The 16,086-nt window shown below is 73.9% G+C and carries 11 protein-coding genes and 2 tRNA genes; 3 read left to right on the top strand and 10 right to left on the bottom strand.

Features of this window, described 5'->3' with window-relative positions; genetic code table 11:
* Positions 1-15: 15 nt before the first annotated feature.
* The 6 genes from ACIQR3_RS15480 to ACIQR3_RS15505 all read right to left on the bottom strand — a co-directional run bounded on the left by ACIQR3_RS15480 (position 16) and on the right by ACIQR3_RS15505 (position 4,627).
* Positions 16-1,626 (bottom strand): ATP-binding protein, encoded by a 1,611-nt coding sequence (locus ACIQR3_RS15480; RefSeq protein ID WP_403538620.1) that lies wholly within the window; start codon positions 1,624-1,626, stop codon positions 16-18.
* Positions 1,623-2,363: a response regulator transcription factor gene (locus ACIQR3_RS15485; RefSeq protein WP_215173125.1), complete on the bottom strand. Its 741-nt coding sequence runs from the start codon at positions 2,361-2,363 to the stop codon at positions 1,623-1,625. Before ACIQR3_RS15485 ends, ACIQR3_RS15480 begins: the two co-directional genes overlap by 4 nt.
* A gap of 128 nt (positions 2,364-2,491) precedes the next feature.
* Positions 2,492-3,439, bottom strand: coding sequence for a DUF2797 domain-containing protein (locus ACIQR3_RS15490; RefSeq protein ID WP_403538623.1), 948 nt, complete (start codon positions 3,437-3,439; stop codon positions 2,492-2,494).
* Positions 3,440-3,506: 67 nt separating this feature from the next.
* Positions 3,507-4,193, bottom strand: a complete 687-nt coding sequence (locus ACIQR3_RS15495) for a 1,4-alpha-glucan branching protein (protein ID WP_403538625.1) — start codon at positions 4,191-4,193, stop codon at positions 3,507-3,509.
* Between the two features lie 71 nt (positions 4,194-4,264).
* Positions 4,265-4,337: transfer RNA gene (locus ACIQR3_RS15500), tRNA-Arg, on the bottom strand.
* 199 nt (positions 4,338-4,536) lie between these two features.
* Positions 4,537-4,627 (bottom strand) — tRNA-Ser (locus tag ACIQR3_RS15505).
* Positions 4,628-4,792: 165 nt separating this feature from the next.
* Between ACIQR3_RS15505 and ACIQR3_RS15510 the strand changes: the two genes are divergently transcribed.
* Together ACIQR3_RS15510 and ACIQR3_RS15515 are read left to right on the top strand one after the other, a co-directional pair.
* On the top strand, positions 4,793-5,293 hold the full coding sequence (locus ACIQR3_RS15510) for an SSI family serine proteinase inhibitor (protein WP_403538628.1): 501 nt from the start codon (positions 4,793-4,795) through the stop codon (positions 5,291-5,293).
* 275 nt (positions 5,294-5,568) lie between these two features.
* The gene (locus ACIQR3_RS15515; protein ID WP_403538630.1) at positions 5,569-10,374 is read left to right on the top strand and encodes a PAS domain-containing protein; all 4,806 of its coding nucleotides are present in this window, start codon (positions 5,569-5,571) and stop codon (positions 10,372-10,374) included.
* Here ACIQR3_RS15515 and ACIQR3_RS15520 read toward each other — a convergent pair.
* On the bottom strand, positions 10,371-10,958 hold the full coding sequence (locus ACIQR3_RS15520) for a TetR family transcriptional regulator (RefSeq protein WP_403538632.1): 588 nt from the start codon (positions 10,956-10,958) through the stop codon (positions 10,371-10,373). The genes ACIQR3_RS15515 and ACIQR3_RS15520 overlap by 4 nt on opposite strands.
* A gap of 131 nt (positions 10,959-11,089) precedes the next feature.
* On the opposite strand from ACIQR3_RS15520, the gene ACIQR3_RS15525 reads away from it, so the two are divergent.
* Positions 11,090-12,361, top strand: coding sequence for an MFS transporter (locus tag ACIQR3_RS15525; RefSeq protein WP_403538634.1), 1,272 nt, complete (start codon positions 11,090-11,092; stop codon positions 12,359-12,361).
* 321 nt (positions 12,362-12,682) lie between these two features.
* Here the strand turns inward: ACIQR3_RS15525 and ACIQR3_RS15530 are convergent, their stop codons facing one another.
* The 3 genes from ACIQR3_RS15530 to ACIQR3_RS15540 form a co-directional block, all read right to left on the bottom strand.
* Positions 12,683-14,359 carry a long-chain fatty acid--CoA ligase gene (locus ACIQR3_RS15530; RefSeq protein WP_403538637.1) on the bottom strand — a complete coding sequence of 559 codons (1,677 nt, stop codon included), beginning with the start codon at positions 14,357-14,359 and terminating at the stop codon, positions 12,683-12,685.
* A 151-nt stretch (positions 14,360-14,510) separates the two neighbouring features.
* Complete coding sequence (locus ACIQR3_RS15535; RefSeq protein ID WP_403538641.1) at positions 14,511-15,095, bottom strand: SigE family RNA polymerase sigma factor; 585 nt, start codon at positions 15,093-15,095, stop codon at positions 14,511-14,513.
* 357 nt (positions 15,096-15,452) lie between these two features.
* The gene (locus ACIQR3_RS15540) at positions 15,453-15,776 is read right to left on the bottom strand and encodes a hypothetical protein (protein ID WP_403538644.1); all 324 of its coding nucleotides are present in this window, start codon (positions 15,774-15,776) and stop codon (positions 15,453-15,455) included.
* Between the last annotated feature and the right edge of the window lie 310 nt (positions 15,777-16,086).

Here is a 16,086-nt window from a genome sequence, read left to right on the forward strand (position 1 = left end):
TGTGGTGGCGCTGTGCTACACCTGTGAGTGCGATGCCCAGTTTGTCCGGGGGTCGGGCCGGACGGCCAGGGGGGCGGCCGGAACGGGAAGCGCGGGCAGATAGACGGTGAACACCGTCCGCCCGGGCACGCTGTCCACGGTCACCGCACCGCCGTGCGCGGTCGACACGGCCTGCACGATGGCCAGGCCCAGGCCGGTCGAACCGGTGGACCGGGACCGGGTGGAGTCGCCGCGCGCGAACCGCTCGAAGACGTGCGGCAGCAGCTCGGGCGGGATGCCCTGCCCGTTGTCCTCGATGTCCAGGCACAGCCACGTCCCCTGCCGGCGCACCCGGGCGGTGACCGTCGTACCGGGCGGGGTGTGGTTGCGGGCGTTGCCGAGCAGGTTGACCAGCACCTGCTGGAGCCGGGCGGCGTCCGCCGAGACCAGGGCCGGTTCGTCGGGCAGTTCGAGGCGCCAGTTGTGGTCCATGCCGGCCGCGCGGGCGTCGCTGACGGTGTCCACGACGAGGGGGACGAGGTCGGTCTGCTCGAACTGCAGGGGCCGTCCCGCGTCCAGCCGGGCCAGCAGGAGGAGGTCCTCGACGAGCAGGGTCATCCGCCCGGCCTCGGACTCGATCCGGCCCAGCGCGTGCCGGGTGTCGGGGCCGACCTGTTCGCGTCCCCGGCGGGTGAGTTCGGCGTACCCGCGGATGGAGGCGAGCGGGGTACGCAGCTCATGGCTGGCGTCCGCGACGAACTGCCGCACCCGCGTCTCGCTCTCCTGACGGGCGTGCAGCGCGCCGTGCACGTGGTCGAGCATCCGGTTGAGCGCGGCGCCGACCCGGCCGACCTCGCTGTGCGGGTCGCACTCGGACTCCGGGACCCGCTCGTTGAGGTTGACCTCGCCGGTGTGCAGGGGGAGTTCGGAGACGCGGGTGGCGGTGGCGGCGACCTTGCGCAGGGGGCGGGTGGCGACACCGACGATGATCAGTCCGGCGAGCGAGGCGGCGATCAGACCGGCGACGGTGACGCTCACCTCGACGAGGATCAGCGTGTTGATGGTGTTGTCGACGTCGGCGGTCGGGATGGCGACGTAGTACGCGCCGTCGGGGCCCGACTTGTAGGTGACGCGGTAGTCGCCGAGGCCGGGGATCTCCACCGTGTGCTTGTTGTTGTCCTGGGCGACCGAGGCGAGCACGGCGATCTGCGCGCTGTTCAGCTCCTTGCCGTTCAGCGACAGGTCCTCGTCGGACTTCTTGCCGTACGCGGCCTCCGTGATCTCGCCGTCGACGACCTTGCCCGCGATGGTTCCGGGCGGCTGGGGGCCCTCGGAGACGAACTTGGTGACGGTGGACTGCTCGTCGGGCTTCTGGTTGCCGCCACCGACGCCCCCGCCGGTGACACCGCCCTTGTCCCCGTCCTTCGGACCGCCCGGCGGCGTGAAGTCGCCCGAGGCCCGCATGGCGACCTCACTGAGCTGCACGTCCAGCTGCTCGTACAGGTGCGACCGCAGCGCCAGCGTGGTCACACTGCCGATCACCGCGCACACGACCGCGATCAGCGCCACCGACGCGACGACGAGCCGCGTCCGCAGGGTGCGCGGACGCGGGCGACGCGGGCGCCGGCGCGGTCGCCGGCCCGTCATGACACCGCGGGCTTGATCAGGTAACCGGCGCCGCGCCGCGTGTGGATCATCGGCTCGCGACCGGCGTCGATCTTGCGCCGCAGGTAGGAGATGTACAGCTCGACGACGTTGGCCTGGCCACCGAAGTCGTAGGACCACACCCGGTCGAGGATCTGCGCCTTGCTGAGCACGCGCCGCGGGTTGCGCATGAGGAAGCGCAGCAGCTCGAACTCGGTGGCGGTGAGGTGGATGTTGTCCCCGCCCCGCGTCACCTCGTGGCTGTCCTCGTCCAGGGTGAGGTCGCCGACCACGAGCACGGAGTCGGACCGGCGGTCGGCCGCACCGGAGCGCCGGATCAGCCCGCGCAGCCGCGCGACGACCTCCTCCAGGCTGAACGGCTTGGTGACGTAGTCGTCCCCGCCGGCCGTCAGCCCGGCGATACGGTCCTCGACCGCGTCCTTCGCGGTCAGGAACAGCACCGGCACGTCGGGCAGCTCGCGGCGCAGCCGGCCGAGCACGCTCAGCCCGTCCATGTCCGGCAGCATCATGTCCAGCACCACGGCGTCGGGGCGGAACTCGCGCGCGATCTGGATCGCGCCCTGCCCGTCCCCGGCACTGCGGATCTGCCAGCCTTCATAACGCAGGGCCATGGACAACAGCTCGGTGATCGACAACTCGTCGTCCACCACAAGCACTCGGACGGGGCTCCCGTCCGGCCTCAGCAGTTCGGTGCGCCCCTGGGGCGAGGTCGTGGTCATGCTTCACACCATGTCGGGAGCCTCTGAGAACATGCTTTCCCCAACCTGTGATTTCTCTGAGAAACACAGACACCTCTCAGGAAGCCGCACACGCTCCCGGCACACGGGTCACACGGAGGTCACCCGGGTCAGAACAGCCCGTCCTGCCGCACCCCGCCCGCCACCGCCCGCGAGGACGGCAGCGCCCGCAGCGCCCGCACCGGTACGTCGAACCGCTCGTCACCGCCGACCGGCTCAAGACCCCAGCCGGTCATCAGCCGGGTATCCAGTACGACGACCCCGCGCTCCGTCGCCAGATGCAGATCCGGCCCGGCGGCCGCCACCAGCTCACCACTGACCGTCCCTCCCCCGACCAGCTCGGTCACCTCTCCCACGGCCCCGGCACGCAGCGCCCCGGCCCCGGAACCGGCGCCGGACTCCCTCGCCCCTCCCCCCAGCCCGAACACCCGGACATGATCCACAGCCCGGAACGGCTCCGGCGTCAACGACTCGGGCCAGCCGCCCAGCCCCACCGCCCGCCCGTGCAGCTCCTCGATCTCCGCCGCGCGCTCCGCCTCCGTCCCGGGCAGCACCGCCCGCACGGCGCGCTTGTGGGCGTACGGAATCCGGTCGGGCACCCGCAGGGCGGTCCGCAGCAGCTCTTCGCTGCGCCGGGCGGCCATCAGCGGCCCGCTGCCCAGCCAGCTGAAGCAGACCGCCCCCTGCTCCAGCAACCGGGCCGGTCCGCGCTCCAGCGCGGTGATCCCCACCTTCACGAGCCCCGGCCCGAACCACGCCAGGTACACCCGGTACGGACGCGGATCGTCCGCGACCGCGTCGGCGGCCACGGAGTGCGCCCGGTCCAGCCGCGCGCACTCCTCGCACCGGCCCCCCGTGCTCCGCCCCGGTACGGCCGCGCCCAGCGGGCAGACGTTCCCCCGCGCTCCACCACACGTCCGCCCGCCCCCTTCCCCTTCCGCGACCTTGAAAGCCACCCGTTTCCCCCAGGTCAGCGCGGTGCGCCGCCCGCCGTCCCAGCCCAGCACGGGCCCCTGCGCCGACCACCGGAGCCCTGTGCACCGCCACATCCGTGCCATCTCTGACGAGAGTAGAGGGCACCACTGACAACGCCGCCGACCCCGGACGCCGGCTGCGGGGGCGGAGCTAGGGCCTGGTACGCAGGACGGCGAACAGCCCCCGCGCGCGCGTGCCGTCCGGCAGGAGCCAGGAGCCGGCGACATGACCGGTCGCGTCCGGAGGCAGCAGGGGCCCGTCGGCCGGGGCGGGGCGCAGCACCCGGTGGAGACGCAGGGCCGCCCCGTACGGCGCGGACAGCTCCGTGCCTTCCTGGTCGTCGACGGCCTCGACGGCCTTGACGGTCTCGACGGCCTCGACGGCGGAGCCCGTGGGAGCGAGGCCCGCGTAGGCGCAGGAGCGGGTGATCTCCGGGTCGGAGGTGTCGCTGATGTTCTGGTCCTGCGCCTGGACCCGGCCCTCGATCAGCGCCGTCAACTGAGCCAGCAGCACCGGATCGTGGCAGCCGTCGTAGACCCAGCGGCGCCCCAGCACCCCGTGCTCCGCCGTGCCGATGAGGGCGCGTTCCGCCCCGTCGAGCGGGGCGTCGCGATAGGTGAGCGGCACCAGGTAGGCGACCGGGCCGGGACCGGAGGCCCCGGTGACCACCATGAACTCGATCCCGACCGCGCCCTGCGGGTCGTCCAGCCGGAAACCGCCGGCCTTGGCCAGTTCCGGTTCGCCCGCGCCACCGCGGTACCAGGGCCGGGAAGGCAGCCAGGAGCCGAGCAACTCCAGCTTGGTCGGCTTGAGGACGGTGCGGTGGATGATGGCCATGCCGGGATTCCCTTCCGTCGCACATACGCCAGAGGCCCCGTGGACTGATCCACGGGGCCTCTGATCTGATGTGCACTCGGCAGGATTCGAACCTGCAACCTTCTGATCCGTAGTCAGATGCTCTATCCGTTAAGCTACGAGTGCTTGTCTTGCTGCTGTTCTGTTGTCGTCTCCGCTTTCGTCCTTCCGGCCCGCTCGCGGCGACAGGAAGAACATTACATGACTGCCGCCGTCATGTGAAATCCGATCCCCGCACCCCTTGTGACCTGCGGAAACGCCCATCACCGGGAGGCCGGGCATACGACGAAGCCCCGGCCGGGGGCCGGGGCTTCGTGTTCTTGTGCGGAGGCGGAGGGATTTGAACCCTCGATGGGCTTTAAGACCCAAACCGCATTAGCAGTGCGGCGCCATAGACCGGACTAGGCGACGCCTCCAGACAACGCACCCTCTCGCGTGAGCGGTGCTTGCCGATGATGACACAGTCGAGTGCGGTGTCACCAATCGGCTCCCACGGTACTAGGCGGGCGGCCCGCAGGGCAAAGCCCTTACCGTCGGCAGGGGGAGCGCAACGTCCGGCGGGTTGACGCGTTGAACAGGCCATGTTCCAGGTCACCCGCTTCCTGGGCGCCACCGCACTCTGCGCCGCCGCCCTCGCGTCCCTGTCCGCCGCGCCCACCGCCGCGGCCACCGCCGCCCCCACCGCCGCCATCCCCGCCTCCCCCGTCGGCCCCTTCGCCCCGCCGCCGGTCCGGGACGAGGACCGCGCCCATCACCTGACGATCACCGTCCGGGACGCGGGCCCGGGCAAGGACGGGACGTACGAGCTGTACTGCCGTCCCGGCCGCGGCAGCCACCCCGACCCGGCCGGCGCCTGCGCCGCCGTGGACCGGAGCACCCGGGCGGGCCAGGACGCCTTCGCCCCCGTCCCCGAGGGCAGCTTCTGCACCATGCAGTACGGCGGCCCGGCCACCGCCCACGTCACCGGCGTCTGGGCCGGGCAGCACGTCGACGCCACGTACGACCGGCGCGACGGCTGCCGGATCGCCCGCTGGAACCGGCTGGTCCCGCTCCTGCCCGACCTGGGACGGGCCGCCTCCTGACGCCCGCCTCCCGAGGGCGCTCCGGGACACGCCCGGGGCGCCCGGACAGGCCGGGGACAGGGAGCGGAACGGTTCCGCGAAGGTCTCGCAAAGGTCCCGCGACGTCAGGGCGTACGGACACGCGTTCTCCGTCACTTCGGCGTGCGGCGTCCCTTCCATCCGGCGCCGCGGGCGGGACCTCAGCCCTTAGACTCCCTCGGGTGACACGCCGCGGGCCGGTTGGCAAGATGGCCCGAGCGGTCGGCAAGGTGCGGTAACAGGGAGGAAGGCGTTTCGTGAGCGGCAGGCCATCCCGGGGCGCTGCTCGCCTCGCAGCCATACTGGACGCGCTGCCGGACGCGTTGGTCCTGGTCAACGCCAACGGAACCGTCGTCAACGCGAACACCATCGCGCTGGAGGCCTTCGAGGCGCCCGGCACCGCGCTGGTCGGACGCGGGCTGCTGGACCTGCTCCCGGAGTTCGACTCCAAGCTCATCCCCGGCTCCATGCGGCGCCCCGACCACGTCGACCCCCGGGCCCGGACCAAGCCGACCCGCATGGTGGCGCGACGGACGGACGGCTCCGAGTTCCCCGTCGAGGTCGCCAGCGCCAACCTCGACTCCGGCCAGCAGGCCTACGACGCCTACGGCTATCCCGGCGACGAACTGCTGATGCTCGTCGTCCGCGACCTGTCCGGCACCGTCGACACCGAGGCCGAGCTGGCCCGCTCGCAACGGCAGACCGAGATGATCCTGCGGGCCGCGTCCGAGGGCGTCGTCGGCACGGACACCGACGGGCGGATCGTCCTCGTCAACCCGGCCGCCGCCCAGACTCTCGGCTACCGCGCCAGCGACCTCGGCGGACGCGAGCTGCACACCCTCGTCCTGCACTCCCGCGCCGACGGTTCCCCCTTCCCGTACGACGAGTCGCCGCTCGCTGACACCCTGCGCTCCGGGCGCAAGCACCGGGTGCGCGGTCAGGTGGTGTTCACCAAGAGCGGCGACCAGTTGCCGGTCGACCTCACCACCGCCCCCGTCCGGGACGGCGACCAGCTCGTCGGCGCCGTGATGACCTTCACCGACCGGCGGCCCATCGACGCGCTGGTCAAGGAGAAGGAGGAGGCGGACCGGCGCCACGCCGAGGAGCTGGAGCGGCTCGCCGAGGAGCACGCCTCCGAGCTGACCGCGCTGCGCCAGCGGCACGTGGCCGAGCTGGAGGAACTGACCGAGAAGCACGAGGAGGCGCTGGCCGCCAACGAGGAGCGGTACGCCGCCCTCGGCGAGCGCGAGAAGGACCGCTACGAGGCCCTCTCCGCCCGGCACGAACAGCTGCTGACGCTGCTCGGCACGTCCCTGCGCGGCCCGCTGGAGGAGCTGCGGCGGGAGCTGGGCGCCCTCGCCTCCGACGACGCCGGCCAGCTGTGGCCCGAGGCCAACCAGGTGCTGCACCACCTCTCGGCCGGCTACTCCCGGATCACCACCCTGATCGACAACGTCCTGGGGTACCAGCGGCTCGACGCCGAGGGCGGCGGGGGCGGCGGAGTGACCCGTACGAAGGTCATGCTCGACGCGGTCGTCGCGGCCGGGGTCGACGGGGCCGTGGAGCTGGTCGGTCCCGGGCGGGTGCAGTTCGCCGTGCACGCGCCGCCCATCGAGGCCGAGGTCGACGCCCGGCTGCTCGCCACCGCGCTCGCCCACCTCGTCGCCGACGTGGCCGGGGTCGACGCGACCGGCAACGCGCCCGTCTCGGCGGGCGGTTACATGGACAACACGGTCGTGGTGGCCGCCGCCCAGCGCGGCGAGGTCGTCCGCATCGAGGTGCGCGGGCCGTACGCCGGCGGGGACCCGGTGCACCAGCCGATCGTCCGCGGGATCGTGCGGGCGCACGGCGGCGTGCTCCAGACGCACGAGGTGCCGGGGATGAGCGGCAGCGCGTACGTCCTCGAAGTGCCGATCGGGGGCGGGGCGGGGGCCGTTCCGGCCTCCGTTCCGGCTCCTGGCGGGGTCGTCGCGGTGCCGGAAACGGCGCCGGTGCCGGAGGCCGCGCAGGAAGCGGCGCAGGAAGCGGTGCAGGACGGTCCGGTTCCCGGGGCGGACGGGACCGTACCCGGTGAGCAGGGGCCGGGCGGTGGCGGCGGGCGGCGACGGGCCCGGCGGGCCTCGGTCGACGCCTTCCTGGAGAGCGAGGTCGGGGGCCCCGCCGGGGGCGACGGGACGGAAGCCGGCACGCCGACCGGCCGGCGCAGGCGCCGCGCGGCTCCGGAACCCGAGGCGGCCCCGCCGCTCCCGGCTCCGGCTCCGGCTCCGGCTCCGGCCGAGGGGTCCGGTGGCACGGGGCGGCGACGCGGGCGGCCCGCCGAGGCGGGCGGCGGTCCGGCCGCCCTGGAGGCGGCCACCGGGCTTCCCGGGGTCTCCGAGGGCGCCGTCGTCACCGCGGCCGAGCACGCCGCCGGGACCGCGGCCACGGGCAACAACCTGGGCGGGACGGTTCCGCCGCGCGGGGTTCCCGCGCCGGCGCAGGGGACTCCCGTCCACGAGGCCTCCGGCCGACGCGCCCTGGGCGCCGACGGTGCGCAGCACGCGCTGCCGCCGGCGCTTCCCGCGCAGGGCGGCGAGGCCGCCGAGCAGGCCGAGGCGGACCAGCCGACCGGACGCCGGCGCCGGGCCCTGGCCTCGGCGGCCGAGCGCGCCGCCGCGCAGGAGGCGGGCCCCCGGCAGGTCTTCGCCCTGCCCCCGGCCGAAGCGGACCGCCCGGCCGCGCCGGAGGGCGGGCAGCAGGCTGTGGCTTCTGGGGCGGTGGGGGCTCCTGTCAGCCCTGCGGCCCAGGGGGTTCCTGTGGCTCCCGGGGCTCCTGTGGTTCCGGGGACTCCTGTGGCTCCCGGGACTCCTGTGGCCCCGGGGACTGCTGTGGCCCCGGGGGCCGGGCAGGCTTCGGTGCCGGGTGAGGGATCGGGTGCGGGTGCGGGGCCGGTGCCGGTGCCGGTGCCGGGTCACGTACCGGCGTCGGCCGCGGGCCACATGCCGGTCCCGGCCGCGGAGCAGGTTCCCGGTCAGCTTCCGGTACCGGCCGCGGGCCAGCCGCCGGTCGCGGCCGCCGGGCAGGTGCCGGTACCGGCTTCCGGTCAGGCACCAGCACCGGTTACCGATCAGGTCCCGGTTCAGGTTCAGGTCCCCGGGCAGATGCCGGTCCAGGCCCCCGTACCGGCTGCGGGCCGGCCCTCGGTGCCGATTCCAGGACAGCCGTCGGCCCCGGCCCCGGCCCAGACGCCCGTACCGCCTGTGGGCGGTCAGATCCCGGTCCAGGTTCCCGGGCAGATGCCGGTCCAGGCCCCGGGCCGGCCCGCCGTACCGGTCCCCGGCCGGCCCACCGTGCCGGCCCCAGGTCAGACTCCCGTACCCCCCTCCGGCCAAACCCCCGTACCCGTTCCCGCCCCCGCCCCGGTCGCCCCTCCGGCCGGTCCCGGCGTCGGGCCGGCGGACGGTGGTCGGCACGACGCCGCTCCGCTGGATCAGGGCGAGGACCACACCCCGCCGCAGCCGCACCCCACCACCGCGCCGACGGGCCGTCGTCGCCGGGCGGTCGGCACGCCGCCGGAGGCGTCGGGCCCGACGGAGGCCACGGTGGACGCGGCCGGGGCGCAGTCCGGGGCCGGCCAGCCCTTGCCCCAGCCGCAGCACCAGCCCCAGGCCTCCGTGCCGGCGCCCGCTCCGGCGCAGGCGCACGTACCGGCGCAGCCGCAGGCGCACGCCCGGCCCCAGGTCCCGCAGCAGGACGGTCCCGGCCGGCCGCAGTCGTGGCCCGCCGCCGGTGACACGTCCGGCGCCGGCCTCCCCGTACCGCACCAGGCCCCCGCGTCCCCGAGCGCCGCGGAGTCCTCCGTCACCTCCGGGCGGGGCACCCCGCTGCCGCCGGAGAGCGCGCCCCGGGCGGCGCAGCCGCTGCCCGCCGAGGCCGCGGCCCCGGTCGATCCGGACTCGACACAGGGCCGGTCGATCAGCGTGCGGACGCTGGGGCAGGGCGTGCCGTTCAACCGGCAGGCCGCCCAGGTGCAGCAGCCGACGGCCACGCCCGCCCCGCACCACCCGAACGGTTCCGGCCGCCGCCGCAAGCTCGGTACGCCGCCCGACCCGGCCGCCGGACGCCCGGAGCAAGGGGCCCAGGGCGCCCAGGGGACGGCGGCCCGGCCGCATCCGCAGGCCGAGCAGCAGGCGCCCAGGATCGGGCAGCCGACCCAGGGCACCGGGCGGTCGTACGCCATAGGGGCACCGGACAAGAACGCCGCCGAGGGGCCCGAGCCGCTGGACGGGCCCGGCGGTGCCGTGGAGGTGGCGGACCCGCCGCGTCCGCAGCCGATGGACGACGAGCTGCCCCCGGAGCCGCTGGACAACCCGCGCCGGCTGCTGGTGTGGCCCGCGCCGGACGTCAGTACGCAGCAGGCGCTGAGCGACCGCGGCTACCGGCCGGTCATCGTGCACTCGCGCGAGGAGGTCGACGCGCAGATCGCGGCGTTCCCCGCCGCGCTGTTCGTGGACCCGCTGACCGGGCCGATCACCCGGACCGCCCTCCAGTCGCTGCGGCAGGCGGCCGTCGCGGCCGAGGTGCCGGTGATGGTCACGGCCGGGCTGGGGCAGGCGTCGCGGGACGCCGCCTACGGTGCCGATCCGGCCGTACTGCTGAAGGCGCTCGCGCCCCGGGACAGTGAGCAGCATCCGCCGCGGGTGCTGCTGATCGAGGAGCACGCGGAGATCGCGCTGGCGCTGACGGCGACACTGGAGCGGCGCGGGATGCAGGTGGCGCGGGCCGCGAGCGACACGGACGCGGTGACGCTGGCGGGGCAGTTCCGGCCGAACCTGGTCGTGATGGACCTGATGCGCACCCAGCGCCGGGAGCCCGGCGCCGGATTCGCCGGGATCATCGACTGGCTGCGGGCGAACGGGCAGCTCAACCGCACCCCGCTCGTCGTCTACACCGCCGCCGTCGACCAGGCCGACCTGCCGCGGCTGGCCTCGGGCGAGACGGTGCTGTTCCTGGCGGAGCGGTCCACCAGCCCCGAGGTGCAGGCCCGGATCGTGGAACTGCTCGCCCGGATCGGCACCAACTAACGACCCTCGACGGCGACGATCCTGCGCGCCGCCTCCTTGATGGAATCGCGCAGGCGGGCGGCGTCGGGGGTCTCGCCGCCGACCAGGATGCGTTTCATCTGGGGGACGACCATCGCCCAGTTGGTCATCGCGACCAGCAGGAAGAGCAGGTCGGGGGCGGGGATCGCGTCGGTGACCACCCCGCGCCGCTGGCCGTCCCGTACGGCGGCGACCTTGCGGGCGTAGTGCTCCTGGCGTTCGGCCTCGTGGGGGAGTTCGGCGGCGCCGTACTCCAGGCCCTCCCAGAAGAGCAGGCGCAGCAGTTCGGGGTGGGCGGCGTGGTAGTCCATCAGGCGGTCGACCCAGCCCTCGATGTCGTCCGGGTCGAAGGGGACCGAGCCGGCCAGGTCGACCATCTTGTGCTCAAGAACGGTCGCGAACAGCTCCGTCTTGTTGCCGTAGTAGGCGTAGATGAGCTGCTTGTTGGCCTTGGCCTCGGCCGCGATGCGGTCGATGCGGGCGCCCGCGACACCGTGCGCGGCGAACTCCGCCACCGCCGCCTCGAAGATCCGGGCCTTGGTGGCCTCGGGGTCCCTTGCTGCCATGGGGCCAGGGTAGCCGCACGCGGTAACCAACTGTTTGGTTGACACTGGCCGGGAATGCGTCGCAGACTCCGGTGGTTGGAGCCAACCAACCAGTTAGTTAGTCACGAGTGCGTGAAGGAGTACGTCCTCCCATGTCGTCGTCACCAGCAGCACCGACCACCCGGGCCCCGGCCGACGGCGAGGTCCGTGACGCGCCCGTACGGCAGCGGCCCGCCCTCCGCTCCCGCCTCTTCCTCCCCCTGATAGCCGTCTGCACCGCCGCCACGGCCGCCAACATCTACATCGCGGCCCCGCTGCTCCCCCTCATCGCCCGTGACTTCGGCTCCACCCCCTCGGCGGTGGCCTGGCTCGCCTCGGTCGCGCAGTTCGGCTACGCGGCCGGCCTGCTCTTCTTCGCCCCGCTCGGGGACCGGGTCAACCGGCGCCGGCTGGTCGCCGTCCTGACCCTGACCGCCGCCGCGGCCCTGGTCGCCGGCGCGGCGACCAACGGGACGTACGCCCTCGCCGGCGCCGTCCTGGTCGCCTCGGCCGCCACCGTCGTACCGCAGCTCCTCGTCCCGCTGGTCGCCCAGCGCGCCCCCGCCCACCACCGGGCCCGGCATGTCGCGGCCGTGATCGCGGGCCTGTTCACCGGCATCGTTGCGGCCCGGGTCGCCGGCGGGCTGGCCGGGCAGGCCTTCGGCTGGCGCTGGGTCTTCCTCGGCGCCGCCGTCCTGACCGCCGTGCTGGGCGTGGCGACCGCGGCCGTCCTGCCCCGGGAGACGCCCCGGCACGGCGGACCGCTGTTCGCCGGGCTCGCCGCGCTGCCGGGGGTGCTGCGCGGCTCGCCGGACCTGTGGCGCGCGTGCGTGCGCCAGGCCGGGATGTACGGCGCCTGGAGCGCCATGTGGACCTCGCTGGCGCTGCTCCTGACCGGGGACGGGGACGGCGGGTACGGCATGACCACCGCCGCGGCGGGGCTGTTCGGCCTCTTCGGGCTGGCGGCGAGTGTCGTCGCCCCGCTGGCGGGCGGGCTGGTGGACCGGTTCGGTGCCGCCAGGGTCGTACGGACCGCGTACGTGGTGGCCGCCGTCTCGGTGCCGCTGTTCTGGCTGGGCGGTCACGTCATGGCGGCGCTGTGCGCGGCGGCGGTCCTGGTGCACGCGGCCCTGGTCGCCTCCCACGTCGCCAACCAGACCCTCGCCCTGACCACCACCTCCGCCCCGGCCACCGCCAACACGGCCTACGTCGTCGCCGGCTTCGCGGGCGGCGCCACGGCCTCGGCCCTCGCGGGCTCCGCCTTCACCCACTGGGGCTGGGGCGGCGTGTGCGCGGTGGCCGGGGCGTGGCTGGTGCTGGGCTGGGCGACGACGGCGGTGCGCTCGCGCCGGGGCAGGGGCGTCACGGGCGTCACGGGCGGGTGACGGACAGCTCCCGGACCGCGCACGGGCGGCGCGGGCGGGTGACGGGCCGGTCCCCGGTGGAGTACCGGTGGCGCGGGCGGGTGACAGGCCGTTCCCCGGCGGAGTACCGCTGACGCGGGCGGGTGACGGGCCGTTCCCCGGCGGAGTACCGGTGGCGCGGGCGGGTCACGGGCAGCTCCCCGGCAACGTACCGCTGACGCGGCGGGTCACGGACCGGCCCCCGGCCGCCTACCGGCGTCACAGACGGGTCACGGGCAGCTCCCCGGCGACGTACCGCTGACGCGGGCGGGTCACGGACCGGCCCCCGACCGCGTACCGGCGTCACAGACGGGTCACGGGCAGCTCCCCGGCCGCGTACCGGCGGCGCAGCACCTTCTTGTCGAACTTGCCGACGCTCGTCTTCGGCACCGCATCGATCACCGTCCAGCGCTCCGGCAGCTGCCACCTGGCGATCCCCCGCTCCTCGGCGAGGAAGGCGCGCAGGGCCTCGAAGCCGGCCTCGGCGCCCTCCCGGAGGACGACGGTGGCCAGCGGACGCTCGCCCCACTTGTCGTCGGGTACGGCGACGACGGCGGCCTCGGCGACGTCGGGGTGGGCCATGAGCGCGTTCTCCAGCTCGACGGACGAGATCCACTCGCCGCCGGACTTGATGACGTCCTTGGCGCGGTCGGTGAGGGTGAGGTAGCCGTCGGGGGAGATGGTGCCGACGTCGCCCGTCTTCAGCCAGCCGTCCGCACTGAACTTGTCGGCGGGGCGGAGGGGTTCGGCGGCCGGTCCGCCGTAGTAGGCGCCGGCGATCCACGGGCCCCGGACCTCCAGCTCACCGGCCGACTCGCCGTCCCAGGGCAGGCGTTCGCCGCCCGGCCCGGTGAGGCGGGCCTCGACGCCGGCCGCGAACCGGCCCTGGGTGAGGCGGTAGCCGAACTCCTCGTCCGTGCCGATCGCGTGGGCCGGCGGCCGGGCCACCGTGCCCAGCGGGGAGGTCTCGGTCATGCCCCAGGCGTGGCGGACCCGCATGCCGAGCGCGTCGAACGCCTCCATCAGCGCGGGCGGACAGGCCGAGCCGCCGATGGTCACCTGGGTGAGCGACGAGACGTCCCGGGGCCGGGCGGTCAGCTCGGCGAGCAGGCCCTGCCAGATGGTGGGGACGGCGGCGGCGTGCGTCGGCCGCTCGGACTCGATCATCGCGGCGATCGGCGCGGGCTGGAGGAACCGGTCCGGCATCAGCATGTTCACGCCGGTCATGAAGGTCGCATGGGGCAAACCCCATGCATTTACATGAAATTGGGGCACTACCACCAGTGAGGTGTCCTGGTCGGTCAGCCCCATCGACTCGGCCGTGTTGACCTGCATGGAGTGCAGGTAGACGCTGCGGTGGCTGAACACCACGCCCTTGGGGTCGCCGGTCGTGCCGGAGGTGTAGCACATGGCCGCCGCCGCGCGCTCGTCCAGCTCCGGCCAGTCGTACGCGGCCGGCTTCCCGGCGATCAGCTCCTCGTACTCGTGGACCTGGGCGGACGCCCCTTCGAGCGGGGTCCGGTCGCCGGCCCCCGAGACGATGACGTGCTCCACCGTCTTCAGGTGCGGCAGCAGGGGGGCGAGCAGGGGGATCAGCGAGCCGTTGGTGATCACGACGCGGTCGGCCGCGTGGTTCACGATCCAGGCGAGCTGTTCGGGCGGGAGGCGGAGATTGAGGGTGTGCAGGACCGCGCCCATGGAGGGAATCGCGAAGTATGCCTCGACATGCTCGGAGTTGTTCCACATGAGCGTGCCGACGCGGTCGTCGTCGCCGACCCCCAGGTCCTCGCGCAGGGCGTGCGCGAGCTGGGCGGCGCGGGCGCCGATCTCGGCGAAGGAACGGCGGTGCGGGTCCCCGTCGCCGGTCCAGGTGGTCACCCGGGAGGTGCCGTGGACCGTCGACCCGTGGGTCAGGATCCTGGAAATGAGCAGCGGTACGTCCTGCATCGTGCTCAGCACGGTGACCTCCCGGGGCGACATTGCCTACGCGGCGGTAAGGGGTGCGCTGATTCTGCGCACGTACCAGGCGGTATGTCACTAGGTACCGGTGATCGATCACCGGCCGACCGGGTCGGGACGGCCCGCCCGGCCGCTCACCGGCATCCGGAGCAGCCCGTGCCGGTTCCCCGAATCACCGGGATATGCCCAGCTCAGGGTGGAGTTCGGGGTCGTCGCGGAGCTTGCCCAGGGCGCGGGAGACCGCCGACTTCACCGTGCCGACGGAGACGCCGAGCACTTCGGCCGTCTGGGCCTCGCTGAGGTCCTCGTAGTACCTGAGGACGACCATCGCCCGCTGGCGGGCGGGCAGCTTCAGGATCGCCCGCCACATCGCGTCGTGCAGCGCCTGCTGCTCGGCCGGGTCGCTCCCGCCGGGCACGGGCTCCGGCTCGGGCAGCTCGTCGCAGGAGAACTCGTCGACCTTGCGCTTGCGCCACTGCGACGTCCGCGTGTTCAGCAGGGCCCGCCGGACATAGCCGTCCAGCGCGCGGTGGTCCTCGATCCGCTCCCAGGCGACGTACGTCTTGGTGAGCGCGGTCTGCAGCAGGTCCTCCGCGTCGCTGGGGTTCGCGGTCAGCGACCGGGCGGTGCGCAGCAGCACCGGCTGCCGGGCCTTCACGTACGACGCGAAGGACGGGTACGAGAACGGCTGGTACGGCGAGGTCTGCGTCGCCGGCCTGGCGGCGTCCGAAGCCCTGGTGCAGACGGGTGTGGTCATGTCTCAACGCTATGAGCGACGGGTACCGCCCCGGATCGCCCGCAGGTCCCGAAGCGGGCTCCGCCTCAGGTTGTAGGGGCGGGGCCGGCCGCACCTCCTGTAGGTGGACGAGGGGTGGAGGGCGGATGAGGGTTCACCCCTGGGGGTCGGCCTGGAGGATGGGCGCGGAGAGTGGCCCCGGAGAGTGGGCCCGGAGAGTGGGCCCGCAGGGCGGGCGCCCGGCGGGGAAACCGCCTGCGCGACGGTACCGGAGTACCGCCGCGCCGACGTGTTGCGACCCCATGAAGCACACCCACACTTCGGAGGGAGGGACCGGGTCGGTGCCGGTGAGCGCACCCGCACCGGTCCCTCAGCTCATCACCACAGCGGGGTGAAGTTGACGGCGACGTTCTCGTTGCCCTGGTTGATGGCCGTGAACGCGGAGCCGTCGACCTGCGCGGTGTTGCTCTGGTTCGAGGCGCCCGAGCCGACCGCCTGCTGCTGGGTGGTCGCCGAGTTGCCGTTGTTGTCGTCACCGACGCCGCTGCCGATGACGCCGGCGTAGGCCTCGGAGGCGGTCGCGTTCGATCCGTCGTCCGCGAAGGCGCCGTTGTCAGCGGTGGCCACGCCGGCGAAGAGGGCGGCGGCGAGCGGCAGGGCGGAGACGGCGGCGATGACGCGAGCGGTACGGATGCTTGCCATGTTGTTCCTCCTGAAGGTGCGCACCGGCCGCTGCCGGCGACACGAGAAGTACCTGAACCAGCCTGTTCACCAGGGCAGTTGGCCATCCGCCCCGGCGCCGTGCACGACGTCGCGTGATCAGAGTTGCCCATCGGGTCACCGGCGAACCACCCCCATAGCCCTGATTCGCCCTCAAGCGTGAGGACAAGTAGATAAACCCCTTTGCACCCTTGCGTCGCACTCAGGACAGGAGAGACGCCAACACCCCAAACGCCGCAAGAGGTGAAGCGTTCCGGCACCGCCGTCCCCACCGCCCCGCACCCGCGCGCCC

It is taken from the genome of Streptomyces sp. NPDC090994, from assembly GCF_044768905.1.
Lineage (GTDB): Bacteria > Actinomycetota > Actinomycetes > Streptomycetales > Streptomycetaceae > Streptomyces.

What these genes read in the sequence shown, in the direction of transcription:
- ACIQR3_RS15520 (WP_403538632.1), bottom strand. Translation starts at nt 10,958, where the DNA reads ATGGCAGCAAGGGACCCCGAGGCCACCAAGGCCCGGATCTTCGAGGCG.
- ACIQR3_RS15535 (WP_403538641.1), bottom strand. Translation starts at nt 15,095, where the DNA reads ATGACCACACCCGTCTGCACCAGGGCTTCGGACGCCGCCAGGCCGGCG.
- ACIQR3_RS15490 (WP_403538623.1), bottom strand. Translation starts at nt 3,439, where the DNA reads ATGGCACGGATGTGGCGGTGCACAGGGCTCCGGTGGTCGGCGCAGGGG.
- ACIQR3_RS15530 (WP_403538637.1), bottom strand. Translation starts at nt 14,359, where the DNA reads ATGTCGCCCCGGGAGGTCACCGTGCTGAGCACGATGCAGGACGTACCG.
- ACIQR3_RS15480 (WP_403538620.1), bottom strand. Translation starts at nt 1,626, where the DNA reads ATGACGGGCCGGCGACCGCGCCGGCGCCCGCGTCGCCCGCGTCCGCGC.
- ACIQR3_RS15495 (WP_403538625.1), bottom strand. Translation starts at nt 4,193, where the DNA reads ATGGCCATCATCCACCGCACCGTCCTCAAGCCGACCAAGCTGGAGTTG.
- ACIQR3_RS15510 (WP_403538628.1), top strand. Translation starts at nt 4,793, where the DNA reads ATGTTCCAGGTCACCCGCTTCCTGGGCGCCACCGCACTCTGCGCCGCC.
- ACIQR3_RS15540 (WP_403538644.1), bottom strand. Translation starts at nt 15,776, where the DNA reads ATGGCAAGCATCCGTACCGCTCGCGTCATCGCCGCCGTCTCCGCCCTG.
- ACIQR3_RS15525 (WP_403538634.1), top strand. Translation starts at nt 11,090, where the DNA reads ATGTCGTCGTCACCAGCAGCACCGACCACCCGGGCCCCGGCCGACGGC.
- ACIQR3_RS15485 (WP_215173125.1), bottom strand. Translation starts at nt 2,363, where the DNA reads ATGACCACGACCTCGCCCCAGGGGCGCACCGAACTGCTGAGGCCGGAC.